Below are 23,915 nucleotides of genomic sequence, written 5' to 3' on the forward strand. Positions count from 1 at the left end.
CCCTCCTCGCGTATCGCCCGGTCTGACATGCCTTGGTCGACGGCGTTCGACGAACCAATCCCGGTGCCCAACCGGCGCAAGCTGCTCACGCTGCAAGAGGCGGCCGACTACATCATGCAACTGCCCGAGGACGCGCAGCACGAAGCGCACTGGCAGACCGCCATCGAGACGCTCATCAGCGCGGCTGAGACCGGTGGCGGCTGGATGATGTTCGCCCGTATCGCCATGTTGCGGGCGCTGAACGCGGACGGCCGCTGCGGATGACTCCTGCAGGCCCAGGCCCCCTCTTGCCGACCCGCTGGCTAACAGGCTCAACGATCCGTTAAGCGGCACCGTCGTTTTTCGGCACACCGCCCGACCTCAGGTTCGTAGAGGGTCTTCCTACGGAAAACGCGCGATGACGCCTTGAGAGCCACCCCACACGACCGCCACGAGGGTTGGCCGGTTTAGATCCATTTGAAGCGGGTGAGGAAACATTAATTTAATCGATGTCGCCCTATGAGGCTGCAGGCGAGGTCGACGGAACCTATTCTTTTTGATGCGCCCAAGAAACTTAATGAAACAATTTACCAGTCTGAAAACGACGTGGGCATACGTTGGACCGGATGAATAGGAGTTGGCAATGCGTTTGTTTAGGTCTTTCCTTGCCGATGAAAGTGGCGCCACCGCTATCGAGTATGGCCTGATTGCCGCCGGTATCGCGCTCGCAATCGTTACGGTCGTGAACAACACAGGCAGCGCACTCCTCAACAACAAATTCAACTCGATCAGCGCGGCCATGAAGTAATAGCCGACCCGGCTTGGCGCGATCGGCACGATCGCCAACGGGCCGAACGGCGGGCTGAAGAGGGCGTCTTGAGGCGCCCACCCACGCCTTGGGCTGCATGGCCCGCCCCCATGCGCACGCCATGATCTGGGTCAAACGGGTTGAGGCCGCAGCGGCTAGTGGTTGCAGGCTGCAACTTCCCTGGCCCGTGCATGAATTCCGATTGCCTCCGCCCGCAACTGAAAATACGCCGCGTCGCCCTCGGTGAGCGATTCAACCGACCGAGCCTCCGATCAGTTCGATATGCGATCTGGCTGCTGAGGCATGTCGTGCAATTTCTTGAGAATGGAATCGGTCGTCGCGCCGCTCGCGCACATTCCCGTGGCGGTCTCTCCGAAGTCGACGAGGCTGTGATACTTTGGCTTAGGAGCTTTCGCTAGCGGCACCAGCCAAGCATTGAGGCCCTGTCTTTTCAACCCATCGAAGTAGAGCTCCTGGGTTGAGAATGGAATATTGGTGTCCCGGGGGTCCGCAATCAGGAATATCCGTCGCTCGGGCTGCTTGGCAATTTGACCGATCGAGTCGTAAGGGTCGAAAAACACCTCCGCTCTCAGGCGGTGCACCCACCCTCGCGCCTCGAGCCTGGCGCGATAGGCGGCCGCAGGAGAGGAAAGGATCGCACATTGGACATCATTGCGTCGGGCGAGCAATTCCGCCGCAAGCGTTCCACCGCCGCTATGTCCGCCCAGCACCCATCGTTCAATCTTGTAACGAGCCTTCAAGGCTTCAATCTGAGCCTCCATCAGTCTCGCTTCCAGAGGCGTGTGTCTGACATCGTAGTGTTTGCCGGTGCTGCCATAGGTCCCGGGTCGCGCGAGAAAAATATAAGGCACAGCGTATCGATTGGATAAGGTGCCGGACTGTTCAATCATTGACGCGACCCCCAGACCTTGTTGATGAGCGACACTTTTCGGGCCACCCATCACATCTCCTGACATCCAGGCAGCGACAAGAGGATTCGGCCCATCGACGGTCAGGCCGGCGGCATAGTATCGCAAGCAATAGCCTCGACCATCAACGCGAACCCAAACTGCGGTCTGACGCTGCTCCATCTGTTCGCAGGTCGAGCGAGCAATCTGTATTCCGTTGATGACTTTGAGCGGATCGAACATTTCGTCGTCCGGTAGAGACTGAGCTAGGATCATACTCGGAGCAATTAGGCAGATCGCAGTGGCAATCAGGGACGCAATAGCGCTAGCGGTTCTCAACAGTCGCTCCATTCTTCTAGATCGCTGGCACGCGGCTCATGCTGACGCGATGTTCGCCTCGACGGCTTGTCGCGTTGCGTCGGCCAGTTCGCGCCTTTGCACCGATGAACCTCAGGCGTCGCCTCACCCCATCGTCGCAAGCTGCAGCGCGAGTGCGCAGGCGCGGTCGTATTCGTCGAGATTGATCCATTCATCGATCGTGTGCGCCTCGTTCTGCCCCGCACCGAAGGTCACCGTCGGGATGCCGTGGCGGACCATCCAGTTCGCGTCGAGGCCGCCATTCGCCGCGCGGATGTTCGGCGTTCCGCCGACCGCGGACACGGCTTCGATCGCGCGTTTGACCACCGGCAGGCTCTCCTTCATGCGGAACGGATAATAGTCGGTCTCGGCCTTGAATCTGACGCGGCCGGATTTGCCCTGGACGTTCTTGACGCGCTTGGCGGCCTTCTCGAACGCCGCCTTGTAGGCCTTGGTGATCTCCTTGAAGAACTTCCCATCGTGACTGCGGCTTTCGCCGCGCACGTGCACATAATCAGTGACGACGTTGGTCGCATCGCCGGCCGGCCGGCCCTCGCCGCCGGTGACGGGACCCACGTTACTCGTGCCCTGCCGCTTGCCCTTCACCACCTTGCCGAACCAGTCACCGGCCTTCACCTCGGCGAGCGCAAGCGCAAGGATCATGGTCGAAGAGATTCCGCGCTCCGGCGCGACGCCGGCGTGCGAGGCGCGGCCGAAAATCTCGACCTGCCAGCGATCCGCCCCGACGGCGCCGATGGTGACGTTGGAGGCGGAGCCGCCGTCATAGTTGAAGGCCATCACCGGCGCGCCGAGCTCCTCCGTCTGGACGTGGCGCGCGCCATAGAGCCCGCTCTCCTCCCGCACGCAGAACAAGAGCGTGATCGGCGGATGATCGGGCTGCTGCTTCGCGAGCTCAGCCGCCAACGTGACGAGAACGCCGCAGCCGCAGCGGTTGTCGCCTCCGAGCGCGGTCTTCGCCGCGTTGACGATCTTGCGCCCCGAGCGCTTCGGCTTCGCGCCGGCGCACAGCGGCACGGTGTCCATGTGGGTCATGAACATGATCCGCGGCTGGTTGTGCATCGCGCCGCGGCCGGGCAGATCGACGATGAGATTGCCGGTCTCCGTCGGCACGGGAATGCGCGTGTTGGCATCGTCGAGGCGGATCGCCCCCGCGGGCACGCCACTTTCTCGCAGCGCCGCCGTAAGCTCGCGCCCGATCGCTGCCTCCTTTCCAGTCACGCCCTCGACGGCGAGGAAGCGCATGAGGCGGTCGGTAGCGGCCTGAGTGTCGACGGACATGACTGATTCCTCTGATGGACGGCGCCTGCAAGCATCCTTTGCAGCAGCAGGTTCCGCAAGGCTCCTCGCCGTCATTCGCGCGGCGAATCCGACATCGCCCCCCGCCTCAAATGCAGAGGCTGAGCAGCTTGATGTGGCAGTCCTTGGATCTGGATCCAGGTGAGGGAGCGGTGTCGCGTTTCACGGCAACAATGGGCTCCCTATCCTTCTTGCCCTTGCCCGGCTTCGGCTCGTAATCGCCCGCGATCACCATGGCCCAGTAGCTGCGTTTGCCGCTGGCATTCCTGGCGCTCGCGATCCCGACACGGGAGGCGTTGTGCAACAAGAGGTTCTTGCGGTGCCCGGATGAGTCGATCCACTGGCCGAGCGTCTTCTCGAAACTGTCGTAACCATAGGCGATGTTCTCGGCGGCGCGCCCGGCATGCGCCGGCGCGACCCGCCTGGTGAATGGGCCGAGAACCTCATGACTGAGATCGTCCTTCGCCGCCATCGCACGCGCCTGCTCGAGCGCAATGCGGTCCAGCGTTGCATCGCGCACGACGCGGACCTCGCCGTGCTTGAGACGGAAGCTGGAGATCAGCTCGGCCGGGGATTCGGCGGCCATGACCGGCGCAGCCAGCAGCACAAAGCCGGCTATCATTCCACTGACCATACGACGTGTCATCGTCCCCCAGGCGCCCATCGGTCTCCAAGCCTGCGCGATTGTCCTGCCGCTTCTCCACCGGCAATGTGGACGCTTCAAGGCGCGCAATGAGGCGCAACATGGGTTTCGCTTCGCTTTGCGGCGCATCGACGAACTCGCGGCGGCCGAGCGCGGCCGCCCTGCATGGCTGACCTACGGCCGCGCGCGGGGGCGCGCGCTTTACGCTTCCGGGAATTCCTGATCCTCTAACCGACAAACCGGCCGGATCAACCGGCCCGCCGAAGGGAGAGACGCGATGAAGCTCGGCACTGCGATAGCGGAAATCATGAAGCGCGAGGGGATCGAGATCCTCTGCGGCTATCCCGTCAATCACCTGATCGAGCACGCGGCGAATGCGGAGATACGCCCCGTGATGGTACGGCAAGAGCGCGTCGGGATCCACATGGCGGATGCGATCTCGCGCGTCACGTCAGGGCGCACCATCGGCGCCTTTTGCATGCAGCACGGGCCCGGCGCGGAGAACGCCATGGGCGGCGTCGCGCAATGCTTCGGTGAGTCGGTGCCCGTGCTGGTGCTGCCGATGGGCTATCAGCGCAGGCTGTCGCACATCGAGCCGAACTTCAACTCCAGCGAGGCGATGAAGGCGTTCGCCAAATCCTCCGAGCCGATCATCCTGGCCGCTGAAGTCGCCAACATCTTCCGCCGCGCGTTTACCAAGCTGAAGAACGGCCGCGGCGGTCCCGTGATCGTCGAGATCCCCTCGGACATGTGGAACGAGGAGGTGCCGGAACCCCTGAACTACACGCCGGTACTGCGCACCCGCTACGGCGCCGACCCCGTTCATGTGAAGCAGGCCGCGGCGCTTCTGATCAACGCCAAGCGTCCCGTGATCTATGCCGGGCAGGGCGTGCACTACGCACAAGCCTGGCCGCAACTGAAGCGGCTCGCCGAGCGCCTTGCGATCCCTGTCACCACGAGCCTCGGCGGCAAGTCGTCGTTTCCGGAAACGCATCCGCTCTCGCTCGGCTCGGGCGGCCTCGCCGTGCCGCGCGCCGTTCCCAAGTTTCTTGCCGAGGCGGACGTGATCTTCGGCATCGGTTGCTCCTTCACCGAGACGAGCTTTGGCATTGCCATGCCCAAGGGCAAGACCATCATCCATTCGACGCTCGATCCGAACCACCTCAACAAGGATGTCGAAGCCAAGATCGGGCTCGTCGGCGATGCCGGCCTGGTGCTTGATGCGCTGCTGGACGAGATCGGCAAGACGGTCACGTCGGACCGCGACGCATCGGCGGTGGCGGCCGAGATCGCGGCGTCCCACAAGGAATGGCTCGCAAAATGGATGCCAAAGCTCACCAGCAATGACGCGCCGCTCAACCCCTATCGCGTGCTCTGGGATCTCCAGCACACGATCGACATCCACAACACCATCATCACCCATGATGCCGGCAGCCCGCGCGACCAGCTCTCGCCGTTCTGGAAGGCGGTTGAGCCCCTCTCCTATCTCGGCTGGGGCAAGACCACGCAGCTCGGCTATGGCCTCGGACTTGCAATGGGCGCAAAGCTCGCAAAGCCAGACAAGCTCTGCATCAATGTCTGGGGCGATGCCGCGATCGGATTTACGGGCATGGATTTCGAGACCGCGGTGCGCGAGCGCATCCCGATCCTGTCGATCCTGCTCAACAATTTCTCGATGGCGATCGAGCTGAAGGTGATGCCGGTCTCGACCGAAAAATATCGCTCGACCGACATTTCCGGCGACTACGCGGCGATGGCGCGCGCCTTCGGCGGCCATGGCGAGCGGGTGACGAAGCCGGAGGACATCGTGCCCGCGATCAAGCGGGGTATCCAGAAGACCCGCGACGGCGTGCCGACCCTGCTGGAGTTCATCACCAGCAAGGAGACCGACGTGTCGCGGCCGGGGACGTGAGCGGCGTCGGCGACCACCGAAATTCGCTGGCCCTGACAGTTTGAGGATGGAATAATCGGGCTCAGCTATTGGGCCCGGCGCTACCTGGCGCCGGGGCAATATGGACATTTCAGATGCCCACGCTTCCGACGGACGTGGTGGCCGAGCTGAAGGCCAAGATCGCCGAGTTCGAGCGGCGACTGCAGTCGAGCACCGCAGAACGCGACCAGGCGCTCGCCTGTCAGGCCGCGGCGGAGGAAGAAACGGCCCGGTTTCGCGGCATGCTCGGCGAGGCACGGGAGCGGCAGACCGCGACCTCCGAAATCCTTCGGATTATCAGCCAGTCGCCGACTGACGTGCAGCCGGTGTTCGACGCCATCAACCTCACTGCGGTTCGCCTGCTCGGCTGCGATCTCGGCTTCGTCCTGCGCTGCGACGGCAACACATATTCGCCCGTCGCAGCCGCCAATCGCGACGGACCGGTGGCCGAGCTCGGCCCGGCCAACCTGCCGATCGATCCCGCCGCCAACTTCCCCTCGCGGGCCATCCTGAGCAAGAAGATGCTCCATCTGCCGGACTGGTCTAAGATCGACCTGCCCGAGCATGAGCGCAATATTCACAACATGTTCGGCGTCAATTCCTCCCTCTTTCTGCCGCTCTTACGCGGCGAAGAATGCATTGGTGTGCTGGCACTGGCCGGCAGCTGTCTGAGCAATTTTGCCGACAGCGAACTCGCCCTCGCTGAATCCTTCCGTGACCAGGCGCTGATCGCCATCGAGAACACGCGGCTGTTCAACGAGGTGCAGGCGCGCACCAAGGAGCTCGCCAAATCGTTGGAGGACTTGCGCGCGGCGCAGGACCGGTTGATCCAGACCGAGAAGCTCGCATCTCTCGGCCAGCTCACCGCCGGCATCGCACACGAAATGAAGAACCCGCTCAACTTCGTCAACAATTTTGCTGCGCTTTCCGCAGAGCTGACGGACGAGCTCATTGACATTCTGAACTCGGCAACACTCACCGAGAAGATCCGGGCGGAAGTCGATGAACTGACGAGACTCTTGAAGGGCAACCTGCAAAAGGTCGTCCAGCACGGTGAGCGCGCCGATTCCATCGTCAAGAACATGCTCCTGCATTCCCGCGAGGGCTCTGGCGAGCACCGGCCTACCGATGTAAATGCGCTGGTCGAGGAAAGCCTCAACCTCGCCTATCACGGAGCCCGCGCCGAGAAGCCGCAGTTCAACGTCACGCTCAAACGCGAGCTCGACCCCGAGGCCGGCATGGTCGAAGCCTTCCCGCAGGAGATCACGCGCGTCCTCCTGAATCTGATCGCCAACGGCATTTACGCGGTTGCCAAGCGCAAGGCCGAGATCGGCGCTGAGGACTACGAGCCTGTCCTGGTCGCGGGCACGCGCGATCGCGGCGCCCATGTCGAAATCCGCATTCGCGACAACGGCATCGGCATTCCGCCTGACGTCAGAGAGAAGATGTTCAATCCCTTCTTCACGACCAAGCCCGCCGGCGAAGGAACCGGGCTCGGCCTCTCCATGAGCCACGACATTATCGTGAAACAGCATGGTGGCACCATCGACGCTGAAACCGTGCCCGGTGCATTTACCGAGTTCACGATCCGGTTGCCGCGTAAGAGCAATTTTTCAGACAAGACCGAAGGTTAGCCGTGACTGTGACGGTTCTGGTAGTGGACGACGAGCCAGATGTGGAGGCCTTGTTCCGCCAGCAATTTCGCCGCGATCTCCGCGCCCGGCGCTCCGTAATGGATTTTGCCAGTTCGGCGGCGGATGCGCTGTCACGCATCGCGAACAATATCGGACAATCGCTGATCCTCATCCTCTCCGACATCAACATGCCGGGGATGAGCGGGCTCGAAATGCTGCCAAAGGTGAAGGAAATCCGGTCCGAAGTGCCGGTCATCATGATCACGGCCTATGCGATGCCGACACCAGGGACAAGGCACTGGCGGGCGGTGCGAGCGGTCTCCTGACCAAGCCAATCGACTTCACCCTGCTGCGCGAGGAGATCGACGCGCGGCTCGCGCAGGCGGGGTAGTCGCCCACACTGCGGGAAGCCGTCCGTCTCACCTCGGTTGCGATCAAGTCCGGTTGTGCGATAGTCGCCCAATTGAGGAAAGCCGTCGCGAAGTGGGTGCCGCTCTCAAAAATCTCGCATGGCTGATCCGGCGGCAGATGCTGTCGCTGTCCGGCGTCGGCCTCATGCTGGGCGCATTGTTCTTCGCGGCGGCGCTGACGCCGACGCTGATCCCCCGCAGCTATCTCACGCAAGGGGCGCTTGCCGGCGCCTGCTTCGCGATCGGCTACGCGGTCGGCATCCTCTGGCGCTGGCTGTGGCACTATCTAGAGCTGCCCGAGCCCTCGGCGCGGGTGCGATCGACCACCAACGCGCTGGTCGCGGCGGGCTGCTTTCTCGTCGTCATCATTTATCTCAGGCGGACCGCCGAATGGCAGAACTCGATCCGCGCCGTCATGAAGATGGCGCCGGTCGAGACCGCTCATCCGCTCAAAGTCTGCGTCATCGCCTTGGTCACATTCGTCGTGCTTCTGGCTTTGGCGCGGCTGTTCATGCTCGTCGCTCGCTTCCTGGCCGCGCGCAAAGGGCGTGTCATCCCGAGAAAGATCGCAAACGTGCTTGGCGTTGTCGTGGCGACGTTGCTGTTCTGGTCGATCGCCAACAATCTCCTGATCCGCACGGCTTTCAGCGCGCTCGACTCGTCCTTCCGCGAATTCGACGCATTGCTCGAGCCGGAGCGACCGCGGCCGACGGCGCCCGGCAAGACAGGAAGCACGGCATCACTGGTCAAATGGAATGAGCTCGGACGTGCAGGACGCGAATTCGTGGCCTCGGGTCCAACAGCAGCCGAGATCAGCGCCTTCACGGGGCGGCCCGCGCAGGAGCCCGTGCGCGTCTATGTCGGCCTCGGTGCCCGCGACACGGCGCAGGCGCGCGCGAAGCTGGCGCTCGACGAGCTCAAGCGCCAGCACGGCTTTGAGCGCGCGATCCTGATCGTCATCACGCCAACCGGCACCGGCTGGATCGACCCGGCAGCGATGGGCACGGTCGAGTATCTCCACCACGGGGATGTCGCCAGCGTCGCGATGCAGTATTCCTATCTCAACAGCCCGCTGTCGCTGCTGTTCCAGCCTGAATATGGCGCGGAAGCTTCGCGCGCCCTGTTCTCCGAAATCTACGGCTATTGGACGACGCTGCCGAGGGATAAGCGGCCCAAACTGTACCTGCATGGCCTCAGCCTCGGCGCCATGAACTCGGAAAAATCCGCCGAGCTGTTCGAGACGATCGGCGATCCCATTGCCGGCGCGCTGTGGAGCGGGCCGCCGTTCGAGAGCCGCATCTGGCGCTCGGTCACCGCGAACCGCAATGCGGGCTCGCCGGCCTGGCTGCCGGAATTTCGTGACGGCCGCTTCGTGCGCTTTATGAACCAGAACGGATCGACGGTGCCGGCAGATGCGCCCTGGGGCGCGCTGCGCGTCGTCTATCTGCAATATGCCAGCGATCCGATCGTGCTGTTCGACTACCGCGATGCCTACCGGGCGCCAGCCTGGATGCTAGCGCCGCGCGGTCCGGACGTGTCACCGGAGCTGCGGTGGTATCCCGTCGTGACGATGCTTCAGCTCGCCCTCGACATGGCGGTTGCGACCAACACAGCGATGGGTTTTGGCCACGTCTACGCGCCCGAGCACTACGTCGATGCCTGGGTTGCCGTCACCGAAGTCCAGGACTGGTCTGCCGATGCGCTTGCGCGGCTAAAGGATCATCTTGCGGCGGCAGCGCGGAAGACGGCCGAGCGCAGCGCTGACGACAATCCCTACGCCGATCGAGGCGGGTGAGGCCCCTACTCCGCCATCTCGACGGCCTGTGCGGTCGCAGGCCCGGCCAGCGGCCGCTCCTCCATCAGGATCAGGCAGAGCGAGGCGAGAGCCATCATCGCGGCCGCGGCGCCGAAAACGTAGCGGAACGCCATCATCATGTCGGCCGAGGGAATCGCGTTGATCGCGCCGTGATGCTCGCCGGCGAGCGGGATGTCGGCGCCGAGCGAGATCAACAGGATGGCCGCGAATGCTGCAACCGTGAACGATGACATCAGCGAGCGGAAAAAGTTCATCGCGCCGGTGATGGTGCCGACCTGGGAACGGGCAACCGAATTTTGCAGCGAGACCACGCAGACCGGGAAGGTCGTGCCGAGGCCGAGCGCAAATGCGGCCATTAAGACCAGGAGAGCCCACAGCGGCAGCGTGGAGAACGTGAGCCCCAGTCCGCACAGTGCGGCCCATGAGGTGCCAACGACGGCGACGCGCTTGTAATGCTTTGCGCGCGCCATCGTACGGCCGGCGATCGCCGCGCCGCAGGTCGAGACTGCCGCGAGCGGAATGAGCGCAAGTCCCGCCTCGCTGGCGCTGAGATGGTAGACGGACTCGTAATAGAGCGGCAGCTGGACGGTGAGGCCTGTGATCGCGCCGAGCGCGCAGCCGCCGGCAGTGAGCGCGTAAGGCGCGACCGTTCCGCTGAGCAGCGGCAACGGCAGGAACGGCTCCTCCGCCCGCCGCGCGTGCCATACGAAGGTGACCGCCAGAGCGACGGCCGCGCCGATCATCGCGAGCACCGTCGGCGAGAGCCAGGGATAGCGGGTGCCGCCCCAGGTCAAGACCAGCATGAAAACGACGGCGGACGCCATCAGCAAGACGCCGCCGAACCAGTCGACCTTGCGCTTGCGATGGAAGACCGGGATCTTGCCCATCTTCGGCAACAGCAGCGCGAGCGCAGCGGCTGCGAGCGGCAGGTTGATCCAGAAGATCATCGACCAGTGCAGATGCTCGGCGAACACGCCGCCGATCACGGGGCCGAGGATGCCGCCCACCATCCAGACGCTGGAGAAATAGGCCTGGTACTGGCCGCGCTCGCGCGGACTGACCACGTCGGAGATCACGGTCTGCACCACCGGCATGATGCCGCCGCCGCCGAGGCCCTGGAGCCCGCGCGCCAAGATCAGCATCGGCATGTTCGGCGCGACAGCGCACAGGATCGAGCCCGCTACAAAGAGGCTGAGCGAGGTGATGAGCATGGCGCGGCGGCCGTAGATGTCGCTCAGCGTGCCGAACACCGGCGCCACGGCGGTTCCCGCCAGCAGATAGGCCGTAATCACCCAGGAGAGGTTGGAGACGTCGCGGAACTGGCGCCCGATGGTCGGCAGCGCGGTCGCCACGATGGTCTGATCGAGCGCCGCCAGAAACATCGTCAGCATCAGGCTGATGACGATGGTGCGGACCTCGTCCGAGGTCAGCGGCGCCGGTGGCGCGATGGAGGGGGCGTCGTCGACGCTCAAGACCTCGGTCGGAAGGCGGGACAGCTCTTCGGCGATGTCGTCGGGCAAAGCCCTGATGTCGGCAGCAGCATTGCCCTGCCGGTCGAACTTGTTCATTTCGGACGCAGCTTTGTTGCGGCGCAACGCCGCGAGGGATTCGTTCTATGAATCGTAATTTACGCAGCAAAACCGCATCGAGGCAGGCAGCTCGACGCATGGGAGCATCCCGCCCCCCGGTCATCCCGAAGACGTGATCGATTTGGAATCGGGAGCGGCAGTCAGGCCTTCGGCCGCCGCCGCAGCCGCGCCCGCTTGGGCAGCAGCGCTGGCCATTCGACGATGTGGTCCTCGAGTTCCTCGTCCGGGATCTCGTCCTCGCTGCCCTCGACCCGGCCGCGCACGGAGACGCCCGCCTCATGCACGGTATTGGGATCGCCTGAGATCAGCGGATGCCACCAATAGAGGTCGCGCCCTTCCGCGACCAGCCTGTAGCCGCAGCTCGGCGGCAGCCAGTTCAGGGTACGGACATTGGCCGGCGTCAGTCGGACGCAATCCGGCACCTTCTCGGACCGATTCGGGTAGTCCTTGCAGGCGCAAGTGCCGGCATCGAGCAGCTTGCAGCCGACATGGGTGAAATAGATGTCCCCAGTGTCCTCGTCTTCGAGCTTGTTCAGGCAACAGCGCCCGCAGCCGTCGCAAAGGCTCTCCCATTCGGCCTCCGACATCTGTTCCAACGTCTTGGTTTTCCAGAAGAATCCCTCCTGGTCTGAAGGTCGTTTTGGAGCTGCGGTCATCACGCCTTCAACTGGTTTCGCAAGAGTTTTGGCCAACCCCATCTAGGGCTTGCGCCTGCGGCACCGCAAGCAGCACACTCGGCGCCCCGTAGAAGAGCGGGCCCAATTAGGCCTGTCGTCTAAAATCGCGAGCGTGACCATTGGTTTATGGCCACCGCTCGGCTAGAACAACCTGCGAGTCCCCCAAAGGACGCAAATTGGGCGCCTTGGGTTTGCCGCAACAGTCCCGCAAGACGTCTCGATGCCGCCCCTGCCGGGTGCTTGAACGCTTTCGAACCGAGCCTCAAGGGTTCTAGGTGCGCCAGATCATACCACCGCAATGGAAGAGCAGGGTCCGGAATTTCTTCCTGGACCTCGATGCGCGCATCGACTCCTCGCTGTTCTCCTCGGCCAAGGGCATCCGCGAGCTCTATGAGCGCTACTCGACCTTCATGGACCGTTTCTATGTCGGGCGGTGGAAGCGCTGGCTGTTCATCGAGCCGCTGTCTGAGGCCGCTACCATGGGTCTCGGCGGGCTCGTGCTGCTGCTCGCCCTCGCCATCCCCGCCTTCCGCGAAACGGCGGATGAGGACTGGCTGAAGAAGTCCGACCTCGCGGTGACTTTTCTCGACCGTTACGGCAATCCGATCGGCAGCCGCGGCATCAAGCACAACGACTCGATCCCGCTGGAAGACTTTCCTGACGTGCTGATCAAGGCGACGCTCGCGACCGAAGACCGTCGCTTCTACGATCATTTCGGCATCGACATCGCCGGCACCGCGCGAGCCCTCGTCACCAACGCCCAGGCCGGCGGCGTCCGCCAGGGCGGCTCCTCGATCACCCAGCAGCTCGCCAAGAACCTGTTCCTGAGCAACGAGCGCACCATCGAGCGCAAGATCAACGAGGCGTTCCTCGCGGTCTGGTTGGAATGGCGCCTGACCAAGAACGAGATTTTGAAGCTGTATCTGGACCGCGCCTATATGGGCGGCGGCACCTTCGGCGTCGACGGCGCCGCACATTTCTACTTCAACAAGTCGGCGCGCGACGTCACGCTCGCGGAAGCCGCCATGCTCGCCGGCCTGTTCAAGGCCCCGACGAAATACGCGCCTCACATCAACCTGCCCGCCGCCCGCGCCCGCGCCAACGTGGTGCTCGACAACCTCGTCGATGCCGGCTTCATGACCGAGGGCCAGGTGTTCGGCGCCCGCCGGAATCCTGCATTCGCCGTCGACCGTCGCGACGAGGCTTCGCCGAACTATTATCTCGACTATGCCTTCGACGAGATGCGCAAGCTCGTCGACACGTTCCCGAAATCCTACACCGAGCGCGTCTTCGTAGTCCGCACCGCGATCGACACCAACGTGCAGAAGGCCGCCGAAGACGCGATCGAGAACCAGCTTCGCCAGTTCGGCCGAGACTATCACGCGACGCAGGCCGCGACTGTGGTCGCCGATCTCGACGGCGGCATCCGCGCCATGGTCGGTGGCCGCGACTACGGCGCAAGCCAGTTCAATCGCGCGACCGACGCCTACCGGCAGCCCGGCTCGTCGTTCAAGCCTTATGTCTACACGACGGCGCTGCTGAACGGATTCACGCCGATGTCGAAAGTGGTCGACGGCCCGGTCTGTATCGGCAATTGGTGCCCGCAGAACTATGGCCATTCCTACTCCGGCTCGGTGACGCTGACGCAGGCAATCACCCGCTCGATCAACGTCGTGCCGGTGAAGCTGTCGATTGCGATGGGCGGCAAGGACGGCCCGAAGGCCGGCCGGGCGAAGATCGTCGAGGTCGCGCGCCGCTTCGGCATCAAGGCACCGCTGCCCGATACCCCGTCGCTGCCGATCGGCTCGGACGAAGTCACCGTGCTCGAGCATGCAGTCGCGTACGCGACCTTTCCCAACAAGGGCAAGGCCGTGACTCCGCATTCGGTGCTGGAGGTGCGCACCGGCGCCGGCGATCTGGTCTGGCGCTGGGACCGCGACGGTCCGAAGCCGCGGCAGGCCATTCCGCCGAACATCGCCGCCGACATGGCCGGCATGATGAGCCACGTCGTCAGCGAAGGCACGGCGCGCCGCGCCGCGCTCGACGGCATTCCGACCGCGGGCAAGACCGGCACCACCAATGCCTATCGCGACGCCTGGTTCGTCGGCTACACTGGCAACTTCACCTGTGCGGTCTGGTACGGCAATGACGACTACTCGCCGACCAACCGCATGACCGGCGGCTCGCTGCCGGCGCAGACCTGGCACGACATCATGGTCGCGGCACATCAGGGCGTGGAGGTCCGGGAAATTCCTGGCATCGGCATGGGCCAGAAGCTGCCGCCGCAGCCGGCGGCCGCCAACGCCCAGGCCAATGCGGCGCCGAAGGTGCTGGAGACCAAGCCCGGGCCGCCGCCGGTCCTGACCAAGCGGGGCGCCGATATTCTGGTACGCGTGGAGAAGCTGCTCGACGACGCCGCCAAGACCGCGACCAAGACGACGTCCGACGATACCGCGAACCCGGCCAAGCCCGCCTCGCCGTCGAACGCACTCGCTTTCCCGCAGAACTATGCGGCGGAGGAGAATGCGACCTCGTCCGGCCCGCGCAAGAACTGACCTGATCCCGTGCGGCTGGTCATCATCACATTGACGGCCCTTCTGCTCGCGACCGCGGTCGGTGTCGGCGCGACCTGGATGACGACAACGCGCGGCACCGACATCGGGGCGCTCACTATCGGCGCCTGGACGGCGCGGCCGCGCACCGGCACCGCCGACGTCGATCCCTATTCGCGCGCCACCATCGTGCGCAATGGCGAGCTGCCGATCGGCACCGGCGATGGCGTCGCTTTCACCGCGACCACCGACGACAAGAAGAAGGCGCTCGACGGCCGCTGCGACGTGATCGTCTCCGGCGTGACCCCGCCGGCACGGTTCTGGACGTTGACGCTCTATGACCGCAAGGGCCACCTCGTCGCCAACTCGCTGCAGCGCTACGGCTTCACCAGCCAGGAGATCGTGCGGCAGTCGGACGGCACGTTCGAGATCCGCATCGCCTCCCGCGCCCGCTCGGGCAACTGGCTGCCGACCGGCGGCATCGAGCGTTACGCGCTGATGCTCCGCCTCTACGACACGCCCGTCGGCGTCGCCACGCGCACCCAGCGCGACGCGCCGATGCCACAGATCGCGATGGTGGGCTGCCCATGATCCGGCTCGCCTTCACCATTCTCGCGGGCATCCTGCTCGGCCTCATCGTCCACCTCGTCAGCGTGCTGGCGCTGCCGAGGATCGCGACCCAGGACGCCTATTCGCGGCTGACGCCGATGACCAAGGAAAACGCGGTCACGCAGCTTCCGCTCGCCGATCCCAACACATCGCCGATGCCGTTCATGGATCCGGCCTTCGCGCTGGCGATCTGCCGCTACGACCTGTCGGGCGGTCCCTTGAAGCTGAAGGTGCCGGTAAGCCAGGCCTACACCTCGGTGTCGTTCTACACCCGCAACGAGATCGCCTATTACGCGATCAACGACCGCTCCGCCGGCAAGAAGGTCATCGAGCTCGACCTGATGACGGAAGCCCAGCACGACGCGCTGCCCGAGGACGAGGAGGTCACCGCGGCTGACCGGCTGATCATCGACTCCCCAAGCGCGACCGGCCTGATCGTGATGAAGGCGCTTGCCGCCGAGCCCGGCCTAATGCCCCAGGCGCAGGCTTCGCTTGCCGCCGCCACTTGCGCGCCGCAGACGGATGCGCCCGCCAAGGCCGAGGCCCCGCGCGGCCGACGTTGAGCGCGGGCCGCCGGTCCACCTCTTCCCCGGCAAAACCGCGCGAGGTCGGACCGCTCACCAAAAATCTGGAAAACAACCCCATGCAAAGGAGCAGAGGGCTGACAGCAAACTTATTATTCTCAGTTTGAGTTTTGTCTTTCATGGATTGACCCGGCCAGATTATTTCCATAAATCTGGATATATGGAAACAGAAGAAGTCGTCCTGGCGCTCGCCGCCCTTTCCCAGTCGACGCGGCTGGAGGCATTCCGGACGCTGGTCCGACACGAACCTGATGGCCTTGCGGCCGGCGACCTCGCCCGCCTATTGGAAGTTCCGCCGAATACGCTCTCGGCGCATCTGTCGATCTTGACCCGAGCCCGCCTCGTTACCTCCGAACGGCGCAGCCGCTCGATCGTTTACCGCGCCAATCTCACTGAATTTCGCGATGTCGCAGTTTACCTGCTGCGGGATTGCTGCGGCGGGCGGCCGGAAGTTTGCGAACCGGTCGTCGAAAGCCTGCAATCCTGCTGCTCTCCGAAACGAAAGGAGCTACCCCGTGGCTGATCACCTCTACAATGTCCTATTCCTCTGCACCGGCAACTCGGCACGCTCGATCCTCGCCGAGTCCATCCTGCGGAAGGACGGAGCTGGCCGCTTTCAAGCATTTTCGGCCGGGAGCACGCCGAAAGACGCGGTCCATCCGCTGGCGCGGCGCACTCTTGAGAGCATGGACTACCCGGTCGACGGGATGCGCTCGAAAAGCTGGTTGGAGTTCGCCGCGCCCGATGCCCCGGTCATGGATTTCGTCTTCACCGTCTGTGACAATGCCGCCGGCGAGGCGTGCCCCATCTGGCCCGGTCAGCCGATGACCGCGCACTGGGGCATCGAGGATCCCGCCGGGGCCGAAGGCACGGAGCTGGAAAAACAGGCGGCGTTCATCACGGCATTCCGCTACCTGAGGAATCGAATCGATACTTTCGTGAGCCTCCCACTGCGCAGCATCGACAAGCTCTCGCTCGGCACTAAGCTGCGCGAGATTGGCCGCTCTGAAGGCGCGACACATTCAACCCCAAAGGCCGGCTGATGGACACGTTCGACTTTTCGCGGCGCCTGACGGCCGAAGCGCTCGGGACCGGTGTTCTGGTCGCTACCGTTGTGGGCTCAGGCATCATGGCCGAGACGCTGACCAAGGACATCGCCCTGGCGTTGCTGTGCAACACGTTGCCGACCGGAGCCATTCTCGTCGTGTTAATCACCGTGCTGGGCCCCATCTCCGGCGCGCACTTCAATCCCGCCGTCACGCTGGTATTCACCGGCAAACGCGAGCTGCCGCCGCAGGAGGCCGTGCTCTATGTGATCGCGCAGATCGCCGGCGGCATCGCCGGTACCATGGCTGCGCATCTGATGTTCGCCCTACCCGTCGTCGACTTCTCGATGAAGACGCGGACCGGTGGTGCCCAATGGTTCGCCGAATTCGTCGCCGCCTTCGGCCTGATCGCGACCATACTGGCGGGAATTCGTTTCCAACGCACGGCGGTGCCGTGGCTCGTCGGCCTCTTCATCACGGCAGCATACTGGTTCACCGCCTCGACCTCGTTCGCCAATCCGGCGGTCGCGATCGCGCGTTCGCTGACAAACACGTTCGCGGGAATCCGTCCCATGGATTTGCCGGGCTTCATTGTCGCCGAACTATGCGGTGCCTTCGTAGGCATGCTGTTGATGAATTGGCTGCTCGGAAGACCTGAAGTGCGGGGCCCGGTCAAAATCGTGGAGACATCTCGATGAGCGTCACGATCATCACAATCCAGACTGCGGCACGTCCCGCAATGCGCTGGCCATGATCCTCCAGAGCGGCGTCGAGCCGACCATCATCGAATATCTCAAGACGCCTCCCTCGCGGGAAAGACTCATGGAATTGGTGGCTGCCATGGAGATCCCGGTCCGCGCCCTGCTGCGCGAGAAGGGTATCCCTACGAGGAACTTGGCCTCGACGATCCCAAGTGGACGGACGAGCAACTCGTCGACGAGATGCTGGCTCATCCGATCCTGATCAACCGGCCCATCGTCGTCACGCCGAAGGGCGTCAGACTCCGCCGGCCCTCGGAAGCGGTGCTCGACCTCCTGCCCAATCCCCACATCGAACGCTTCGTCAAGGAAGACGGCGAAGTGATCGACACCGCCTAGACTAGCTGCTCTGGCACGTCACGGCCGGGGCAGCGCACCGCGCCGGCAATGTCGAGAGAAGGAGTGCTCGTCAGCTCGTGTAGTCGAGCGACTTGAAGCTGAGATGCTTCACACCTTCGGGCGCATCCGCAAGTTTGCGGATGTTCGCCCACGTCTGCTTGTAGTTCGGGATGATGAATTCGTTCACCCCGGGTGAGACCACGTTCCCCTGCACGCCGGTCGCCTGGGCGAAGAGCATGAACGTCTGCTTCGGCTTAGCGGTCGGCGTCGGATAGACCATGGCCTGGGTCGAGCCGTTGTCGTTGTAGACTTCGACCAGATCGCCTTGCTTGAGCAGCAGTTCGTCCATGTCCTGAGGGTTCATCTGGAGATAGGGATAAGGCATCCGATCCGTGACGAACTCGTTGTCCTGGTCGAGGTAGGAGCTCTGCCAGGTGACGTTGGCGCGGCCGTTATTGATCAGGAACGGGAATTTCTTCATCTCGGCTTCCTTGCCGGGCGCCTGCAAGCCGCGCCACTGCGTCTCCATGAACCTGGCCTTGCCGTCCTTGCTGTTGAACTTGCCGTCGGCGTAAAGCCGCTTGGTGCCGAGGATCCGCTCGGTGCCGGTCGTTGCCGGCGACACCGCCGCTGTTGTTGCGGCGCCCTTTTTCTGGACGGGCTCCTTCCCACGCGTTCCTTCGATGGCCGGCCCCTTCAGGACCTCCCCCGTCGTTGTGCCGGTCGACGTGCCAGCGGCGACAGGCCCTGTGGTCTCGAGCCCGGTCGCCGGCTCCTGGAAGCCGTTTGTACCCATGGCGCGTAGCCGGGCATAGGTGACAAACTCGCCGCCCTTCTCATGCTGGTGATAGCCATCCATGAAGGCATCTTCTTCAGTCTGCCAGTCGAAGCCCTTGAAGTGGTCGGCAATCTCGGCCTTGCCCTGTTCGCGCAACACCCGCTCCATGTGATTGGCGATGCGCGCGGCGATCAGGCAATCGGGCATCGCCTGCCCCGGCGGGTCCATGTACTTCTCGGTGAGCCGCATGCGGCGTTCGCCGTTCATCGAGGTGAGATTGGCCTCTCCCGAGGTCGCTGCGGGCAGCCAAACATGGCTGGCCTCGCCGATCTTGGTCGGCACGATATCAACGTCGACCGCAAAAAGCCCACCTTTCTTGACCGCGTCGACGATCGCGTTGATCATCGCGGGCCGGTCACCATAAGGCGCCGTCATCATGGCGTCCTTCACCATGTCGGTGCGCTTCTTGTAGGCCTGCTTGAACTTGAATGCGTTCAGCGTGGTCTTGTAGTGGTCGCATCCCCAGATGTGATGGACGCCTCCCTTGCCTTCGATCAAAAGCTGATCGACATATGCGGCGGGCCGTCCCACATGCGCATCGGACGGCCGCGAGTAGCCTTCCTGGTGTCCGCCCATGCGTACGCAACCGCCGCCCGGCCGACCGATATTGCCGGTAGCGAGCGCGACATTCACCAGGGCGCCGTTGGTGCGGTAGTTGTCGTTGCCCCAGATCAGGCCCTTCTCATACGCAAACATCGTTCGCCGACGCGCGTTGGCCGCCTTGGGCTGGGCGATCCACTCGGCGGATTTGCGGATTTCATCGGCGGTAAGACCCGTGATCGTAGCGGCGTCTTCCAAGCTGATCTTGTTGGCGGCCTTCATCTGGTCGAAGTTGGTCGTCGAGGCGTCGATGAAAGCCTTGTCGAGCCACCCCTTCTCCGCGATGTAGGTCATCCAGGCATTGAACAAGCCGAGGTCGGTGCCGGAATTGATCGCCAGGTGCATGACATTATCTTTGCCGGCTTCGACCTCACAGGCGTTGACCGTCACCGTTCGACGCGGATCGACGATGATGACCTTGGCGCGCTCCACCGGCTCCGAGCCAAACTCGGCCTTCTTCTTGTCGAGCGAGGTTCCGCGCAGGTTCGGAACCCAGTGATTCAGGAAGTAGTTGGTCTGGGTCTCGAGCGCGTTGGTCCCGACTGCTACGAGCGTGTCAGCCAACTCGGCATCTTCGTAGCAATTGTTGAGTTCGCCCACGCCCATATCGCGGGTGGCGTGGACCTCCGAGTTGTACGCCGGCCGGTTGTGGATGCGGATATTCTTCACCTTCATGGCGCCGAAGTAGAGCTTGCCGGTGCCCCAGGTGTTCTCATAGCCGCCGCCGGCGCCGCCATGGTCGAACGCCGAGACGAACACGCCATCTTCGCCCATGTCGTTCATCACTGCGACGGTCACGCGCGCGACGAGGTCAAGCGCATCGTCCCAGCTCGTCGGCTGCATCTGCCCGTAGCGCCACACCATGGGGTCGGTGAGGCGCTGTAGCTGCGTGTTGCGCTGTTGGGAGTAGCTCATCTCCGCCATGCGCGCGCCGCGCACCGAGCCCAAGCCCGAATTCACGACGCAGTCCTTGTCGGGCTTGATGACGATGTGCACATCCTGGCCGTTCTGGCGCACGATGTTGTACATCGAAGGCGAATACCAGGCGACGGTCTCCGCGCCCTGCTGCTTGCTCAGATCCGCACCGAACTTGTTCTGATCGGGTGCCGTACCGCCCTGTTTACTGGTGGACCAGGTGTAGGCCTTGTAGCCACATCCGACGATGCAATAGTGGCAGGTTACGTTGGATTCCTTGGCGTCCGCGGGAATGATCGGGAGCCGGTCGATTTGACGCTTGTAGGCCATGGTCGTTCCTCCCCCTAGAGCACGTTGGAAAGGCGGCCGTAGAGCAGTTCATCCACGCCTTCGGCGTAGATGTCGCCCTTGTCGTCGACGCGCAGCACGTATTGCGGGAGGTTCTGCGTGGCCTGACCCCAGATCTGCTGGCCGCCGGCCTCGCAGTCGAACCGGGAATAATGGCCGGGACAATTCATGGTCCGATCGGCCGCGCTGTAATTGAGGGTGAAGCCCTTGTGGGGGCAGATCGTCGTGAAGCCGACGACATCGCCTTCGGCACCGACGCCGCCCGGCACTTGCTTGCCCAACTTCAGGAGCACGCCAGGCGCGCTGTCGTCGGGATAGGAGACGTTCAGCGGCTCGTTGAGCTTGAGATCCTTGACGTTGGCCAGACGATTGACGGGATAGTCCACCCTTGCGGCGGCCGTCGCAGCTTGGGTGGGGGACGGCGAGATTGAGCTGACGGCAACGCCGGCGGCGGCAAGACCCGCCCCGCTCATGAAGCGACGGCGGCCGACATCGACCATACGATCGCAGCGCGACATGGTGAATGCTCCTCGACCTTCGCCAGTACGCCTACTGGCGGGTGTTTCCTCGAGATCGGCCCGGTACGCCTACCGGCCGGAGCGCTCGCTTCTGTCGCACGCCCTTCACATCGAGGGGGTACGATGTGTCGAGACGTCTCGACATATCCAATAGTCGAAACGTGCTGGCTTGTCACCTGATCTGTGGGTTAAAGATGACGCACCTAGACGACTCGCGCGGAGACCACGGAATGCGGAAATCTATGCTGGCCGTTGCCAGCCACGCCAGCAGCCGGCCGGTCCAGGGCGAGCTGTCCGAGCCCCATGCGATTTCCGCCCTTGCTGCGCTTGCTCAGCCCACGCGCCTGGCGATCTTCAGGTTGCTCATCAAGCACGAGCCGGTCGGCATCACCGCCGGCGTGATCGCCGACACCATTGGCGCGCCGCACAATACGCTTTCGTCTCATCTGGCCATCCTGGTCCGGGCAGGCCTGCTCCGTAGCGCCCGCGAGGGACGCACCATCATCTACCGCTCGAACGTCGAGGGAATGCGGGCGTTGATAGGGTTTCTGGTCAGCGAATGCTGCGATGGACACCCGGAGCTTTGCAATTTGGTCGCAGAGGATGCGAATGCATACTGCGCGCCGGCCGCTTCTAAGCGACGGCAGAATACCGCAACAGCGACCGGCAAACGGAAACGCTGAGCTGAGTTTCTGGCTGCGCCTATTTCTGCGCCAGTGGAAAAACAATCCCATGCAAAGGAGCAGGGGCCGCCGGTTATCGCCAGCGGCCCTCGCGCTTAACCGGCTTCGCCGCGCCGGCATCCAGACTAGAGATCGATGCTGACGGCGATGTTACGGCCCTGTAGCTCGGCGATCTTCATTCCGTCGGCCATTACCTGCGCGAACTCCGGGTCCTTTGCCACGGCCTCCTGCACCTTGCCGTAAACTTCCCAATTGGAGTAGCGCGTCGTCACCAGCAACTCTCCTGCCCAATGGCCGGTGTGGAAACGGGACAGCCGAAGAAATTCGGCACCGTGTTTCTCAAAGATCTTCTTGGCCTGCCGGACAATCTTGGTCATTTCCTCGGGCTTATCGGTTTTGAAGCGAGTAAATTGAACGATCGGCATGGGACTACCTCCATAGTGATGTGAGATATCCAAGAGGCTTGCATCGAGCGTCGTTTGAGAAGCGAATCTCAATGCGATCTCGATGAACGTTTGTCTTCATCGACTTGTTGTTGGTTCAGGCTTCTTAAGCGGCAACAGGTCTGCCCTTTCTCGGCGGATGGGCTCGCATCGTCACCGGCTAAAGCGAAGAGACGGGACCAGCCTGAATAGATCGCCTCGCCCTATCCAAGTATCCCCTTCAGACCCGCATAGATCGAGCCGACCGCGGTGGCGGCGACGCCGACAAGCGGACCGATGGTCTGCATGAGGTCCTGGATCAGGCGCGCCCTGCGGCGCAATTGCTCCTCGCCGACGTGCTGCCCGAGAAGGCGGGCCATCCTGAAGGCGAAGGCATTGGGCTTGCCGCCCTGGGTCAGCACCCGCGGCAACACCTGGAAGATCACGACGCCCAGGATGTTGCCGGACAGGAAGGCGAGCAGGATGCTCGCGCCATATTCAAAGACCTCGCGCCACTCGACCCAGACTTCGGGAAGGATCGGGACGCGATCGTGAATGCCGGTCACCGTCAGCATCAGCTGGATGCTGAGGGCGGCACCCAGCACGCCCAGCACCAGCGCGCCGATCATGGAGACCCTGTGCAGCGGATAGGCCATGAGCCCGAACAGCAGGGGTATGACGATCGACGCCAGCCGCAGTGGCAGCGGCGAGATGTTGAAGGTGATGGTGACGAGGATATGCGCGATGACCAGCAGCAGAGACGGAATCACGACATAGAGGACAGCGTGCGTCGCAAAGTAGCGCACGGGGTTGTTGTACCGCTCGAGCCGCGCATTGACCCGGTCGAGATCACGCCTGAGCTTATCGAGGTCGGCGACGATTTCTTCGATTTCGGCGAGCATCGGGCGCACGACACGGAGGTCGCGCGAGCAGTGCTTGCACGCGATGGCTTCATCCTTGATCGTCTCGGCGCAGAACGGGCACTCCATCGTCAGCGCGACTTCCTGCGGGTCATGATCGCCTCGATCTCGGTTCTGGCGCGCCGCAACTCATCACGAAGCTGGTCCCGCTTGCGCAGGAGATCGTCGCGTTCGGCGATCAGCGTGGCGGGAACCGCGATGTCGCGCGAGCAGGACGCGCAGACCAGCGCACTCTCGGCATTGTCCGACTGGCAATAGGGACATTTCATCGCTTCATTTCGGCGCGACTTTCAGGACGAAACTGGCTGTGCCGGGACGGCCGTCGCTGTCCTTGATGTCGACCCGCACCATATATTCGCCCGGCGGCAATTCAGCGTCCTGCATGTTGATGCCATCGGCCTGGATGAACGGCTTGACCCGCGCAGTCAGGTCCACGTTGGGCGAGCGCAGGAAGGTCACCTTGACCGAGTCGGGATCGATTTTCGCCCCGCCGAATGACTCGAATTTCAATTGCAGCCGCAGCGGCGAGCTGACGGCATCGCTGGGCGAAACCACTTCCACCTTCGGTCCGCGCAAAATGCCGCGCCGGTCGGTCGCAATGGCCCCCTTCGGCGGCGGCAGCTTGGCTTCGTCTTCCGTGATCAATTGCGTCCCGTGCGCGGCGTGCGAACTCAAGAGGCCTGCCGCGACGAGCCCGAGCAACGTCTTCCGCATC

Annotated in this window: 24 protein-coding genes and 2 pseudogenes; 15 read left to right on the forward strand and 11 right to left on the reverse strand. The window is 63.4% G+C overall.

The window, feature by feature from the left end:
• Positions 1–27 precede the first annotated feature (27 nt).
• Positions 28–264 carry a hypothetical protein gene (locus QA640_RS28950; protein WP_283036279.1) on the forward strand — a complete coding sequence of 79 codons (237 nt, stop codon included), beginning with the start codon at positions 28–30 and terminating at the stop codon, positions 262–264.
• A gap of 358 nt (positions 265–622) precedes the next feature.
• Positions 623–787, forward strand: coding sequence for a Flp family type IVb pilin (locus QA640_RS28955; protein WP_283036280.1), 165 nt, complete (start codon positions 623–625; stop codon positions 785–787).
• A 272-nt stretch (positions 788–1,059) separates the two neighbouring features.
• On the opposite strand, the gene QA640_RS28960 is transcribed toward QA640_RS28955, so the two are convergent.
• The 3 genes from QA640_RS28960 to QA640_RS28970 form a co-directional block, all read right to left on the reverse strand.
• Positions 1,060–1,938, reverse strand: coding sequence for an alpha/beta hydrolase (locus QA640_RS28960; protein WP_283036281.1), 879 nt, complete (start codon positions 1,936–1,938; stop codon positions 1,060–1,062).
• Positions 1,939–2,157: 219 nt separating this feature from the next.
• Positions 2,158–3,351 (reverse strand): M20/M25/M40 family metallo-hydrolase, encoded by a 1,194-nt coding sequence (locus QA640_RS28965; RefSeq protein WP_283036282.1) that lies wholly within the window; start codon positions 3,349–3,351, stop codon positions 2,158–2,160.
• Between the two features lie 106 nt (positions 3,352–3,457).
• Complete coding sequence (locus QA640_RS28970; protein WP_283036283.1) at positions 3,458–4,033, reverse strand: CAP domain-containing protein; 576 nt, start codon at positions 4,031–4,033, stop codon at positions 3,458–3,460.
• On the opposite strand from QA640_RS28970, the gene QA640_RS28975 reads away from it, so the two are divergent.
• From QA640_RS28975 to QA640_RS28995, 5 genes and pseudogenes are all read left to right on the forward strand, one after another.
• On the forward strand, positions 3,954–4,235 hold the full coding sequence (locus tag QA640_RS28975; protein ID WP_283043131.1) for a hypothetical protein: 282 nt from the start codon (positions 3,954–3,956) through the stop codon (positions 4,233–4,235). The two genes, QA640_RS28970 and QA640_RS28975, sit on opposite strands and share 80 nt — an antisense overlap.
• A gap of 54 nt (positions 4,236–4,289) precedes the next feature.
• Positions 4,290–5,924 (forward strand): thiamine pyrophosphate-requiring protein, encoded by a 1,635-nt coding sequence (locus QA640_RS28980; protein WP_283036284.1) that lies wholly within the window; start codon positions 4,290–4,292, stop codon positions 5,922–5,924.
• A gap of 113 nt (positions 5,925–6,037) precedes the next feature.
• Positions 6,038–7,576, forward strand: coding sequence for a sensor histidine kinase (locus QA640_RS28985; protein WP_283036285.1), 1,539 nt, complete (start codon positions 6,038–6,040; stop codon positions 7,574–7,576).
• Between the two features lie 2 nt (positions 7,577–7,578).
• Positions 7,579–7,967: pseudogene (locus tag QA640_RS28990) on the forward strand (response regulator).
• A 164-nt stretch (positions 7,968–8,131) separates the two neighbouring features.
• Positions 8,132–9,781, forward strand: coding sequence for an alpha/beta-hydrolase family protein (locus QA640_RS28995; protein WP_283042918.1), 1,650 nt, complete (start codon positions 8,132–8,134; stop codon positions 9,779–9,781).
• A 5-nt stretch (positions 9,782–9,786) separates the two neighbouring features.
• Here the strand turns inward: QA640_RS28995 and QA640_RS29000 are convergent, their stop codons facing one another.
• Both QA640_RS29000 and QA640_RS29005 read right to left on the reverse strand, forming a co-directional pair.
• A complete protein-coding gene (locus tag QA640_RS29000; RefSeq protein ID WP_283036286.1) occupies positions 9,787–11,370 on the reverse strand; it encodes an MDR family MFS transporter in 1,584 nt (527 codons plus the stop codon).
• A 161-nt stretch (positions 11,371–11,531) separates the two neighbouring features.
• Positions 11,532–12,047 (reverse strand): YcgN family cysteine cluster protein, encoded by a 516-nt coding sequence (locus QA640_RS29005; RefSeq protein ID WP_283036287.1) that lies wholly within the window; start codon positions 12,045–12,047, stop codon positions 11,532–11,534.
• Between the two features lie 296 nt (positions 12,048–12,343).
• Here QA640_RS29005 and QA640_RS29010 point away from each other — a divergent pair, with 296 nt between their 5' ends.
• The 7 genes and pseudogenes from QA640_RS29010 (at position 12,344) to QA640_RS29040 (ending at position 17,956) form a co-directional block, all read left to right on the forward strand.
• Entirely contained in the window at positions 12,344–14,623 is a 2,280-nt protein-coding gene (locus QA640_RS29010) for a PBP1A family penicillin-binding protein (RefSeq protein WP_283036288.1), read from the forward strand.
• Positions 14,624–14,632: 9 nt separating this feature from the next.
• Entirely contained in the window at positions 14,633–15,211 is a 579-nt protein-coding gene (locus QA640_RS29015; RefSeq protein WP_283036289.1) for a DUF1214 domain-containing protein, read from the forward strand.
• The gene (locus tag QA640_RS29020; RefSeq protein WP_283036290.1) at positions 15,208–15,792 is read left to right on the forward strand and encodes a DUF1254 domain-containing protein; all 585 of its coding nucleotides are present in this window, start codon (positions 15,208–15,210) and stop codon (positions 15,790–15,792) included. Before QA640_RS29015 ends, QA640_RS29020 begins: the two co-directional genes overlap by 4 nt.
• 181 nt (positions 15,793–15,973) lie before the next feature.
• A complete protein-coding gene (locus tag QA640_RS29025) occupies positions 15,974–16,336 on the forward strand; it encodes a metalloregulator ArsR/SmtB family transcription factor (protein WP_283036291.1) in 363 nt (120 codons plus the stop codon).
• Positions 16,329–16,856, forward strand: coding sequence for an arsenate reductase ArsC (locus tag QA640_RS29030; protein WP_283036292.1), 528 nt, complete (start codon positions 16,329–16,331; stop codon positions 16,854–16,856). Before QA640_RS29025 ends, QA640_RS29030 begins: the two co-directional genes overlap by 8 nt.
• The gene (locus QA640_RS29035; protein WP_283036293.1) at positions 16,856–17,557 is read left to right on the forward strand and encodes an MIP/aquaporin family protein; all 702 of its coding nucleotides are present in this window, start codon (positions 16,856–16,858) and stop codon (positions 17,555–17,557) included. The genes QA640_RS29030 and QA640_RS29035 overlap by 1 nt, the downstream gene beginning before the upstream one ends.
• Positions 17,558–17,609: 52 nt before the next feature.
• Positions 17,610–17,956 (forward strand): annotated as a pseudogene (locus QA640_RS29040) (ArsC/Spx/MgsR family protein).
• Positions 17,957–18,026: 70 nt separating this feature from the next.
• On the opposite strand, the gene QA640_RS29045 reads toward QA640_RS29040, so the two are convergent.
• Positions 18,027–20,639, reverse strand: coding sequence for an arsenate reductase (azurin) large subunit (locus tag QA640_RS29045; protein ID WP_283036294.1), 2,613 nt, complete (start codon positions 20,637–20,639; stop codon positions 18,027–18,029).
• A gap of 14 nt (positions 20,640–20,653) precedes the next feature.
• Positions 20,654–21,175, reverse strand: a complete 522-nt coding sequence (locus QA640_RS29050) for an arsenate reductase (azurin) small subunit (RefSeq protein ID WP_283036295.1) — start codon at positions 21,173–21,175, stop codon at positions 20,654–20,656.
• A gap of 242 nt (positions 21,176–21,417) precedes the next feature.
• Here QA640_RS29050 and QA640_RS29055 point away from each other — a divergent pair, with 242 nt between their 5' ends.
• The gene (locus QA640_RS29055) at positions 21,418–21,858 is read left to right on the forward strand and encodes a metalloregulator ArsR/SmtB family transcription factor (protein ID WP_283036296.1); all 441 of its coding nucleotides are present in this window, start codon (positions 21,418–21,420) and stop codon (positions 21,856–21,858) included.
• A 125-nt stretch (positions 21,859–21,983) separates the two neighbouring features.
• Here QA640_RS29055 and QA640_RS29060 read toward each other — a convergent pair whose 3' ends face one another.
• The 4 genes from QA640_RS29060 to QA640_RS29075 form a co-directional block, all read right to left on the reverse strand.
• Positions 21,984–22,283 (reverse strand): hypothetical protein, encoded by a 300-nt coding sequence (locus QA640_RS29060; RefSeq protein ID WP_283036297.1) that lies wholly within the window; start codon positions 22,281–22,283, stop codon positions 21,984–21,986.
• Between the two features lie 221 nt (positions 22,284–22,504).
• Positions 22,505–23,269: a hypothetical protein gene (locus QA640_RS29065; protein ID WP_283036298.1), complete on the reverse strand. Its 765-nt coding sequence runs from the start codon at positions 23,267–23,269 to the stop codon at positions 22,505–22,507.
• Between the two features lie 2 nt (positions 23,270–23,271).
• Complete coding sequence (locus tag QA640_RS29070) at positions 23,272–23,469, reverse strand: hypothetical protein (RefSeq protein ID WP_283036299.1); 198 nt, start codon at positions 23,467–23,469, stop codon at positions 23,272–23,274.
• A 4-nt stretch (positions 23,470–23,473) separates the two neighbouring features.
• Complete coding sequence (locus QA640_RS29075; RefSeq protein WP_283036300.1) at positions 23,474–23,914, reverse strand: hypothetical protein; 441 nt, start codon at positions 23,912–23,914, stop codon at positions 23,474–23,476.
• Between the last annotated feature and the right edge of the window lies 1 nt (position 23,915).

Source organism: Bradyrhizobium sp. CB82, assembly GCF_029714405.1.
Taxonomy (GTDB): Bacteria; Pseudomonadota; Alphaproteobacteria; order Rhizobiales; family Xanthobacteraceae; genus Bradyrhizobium.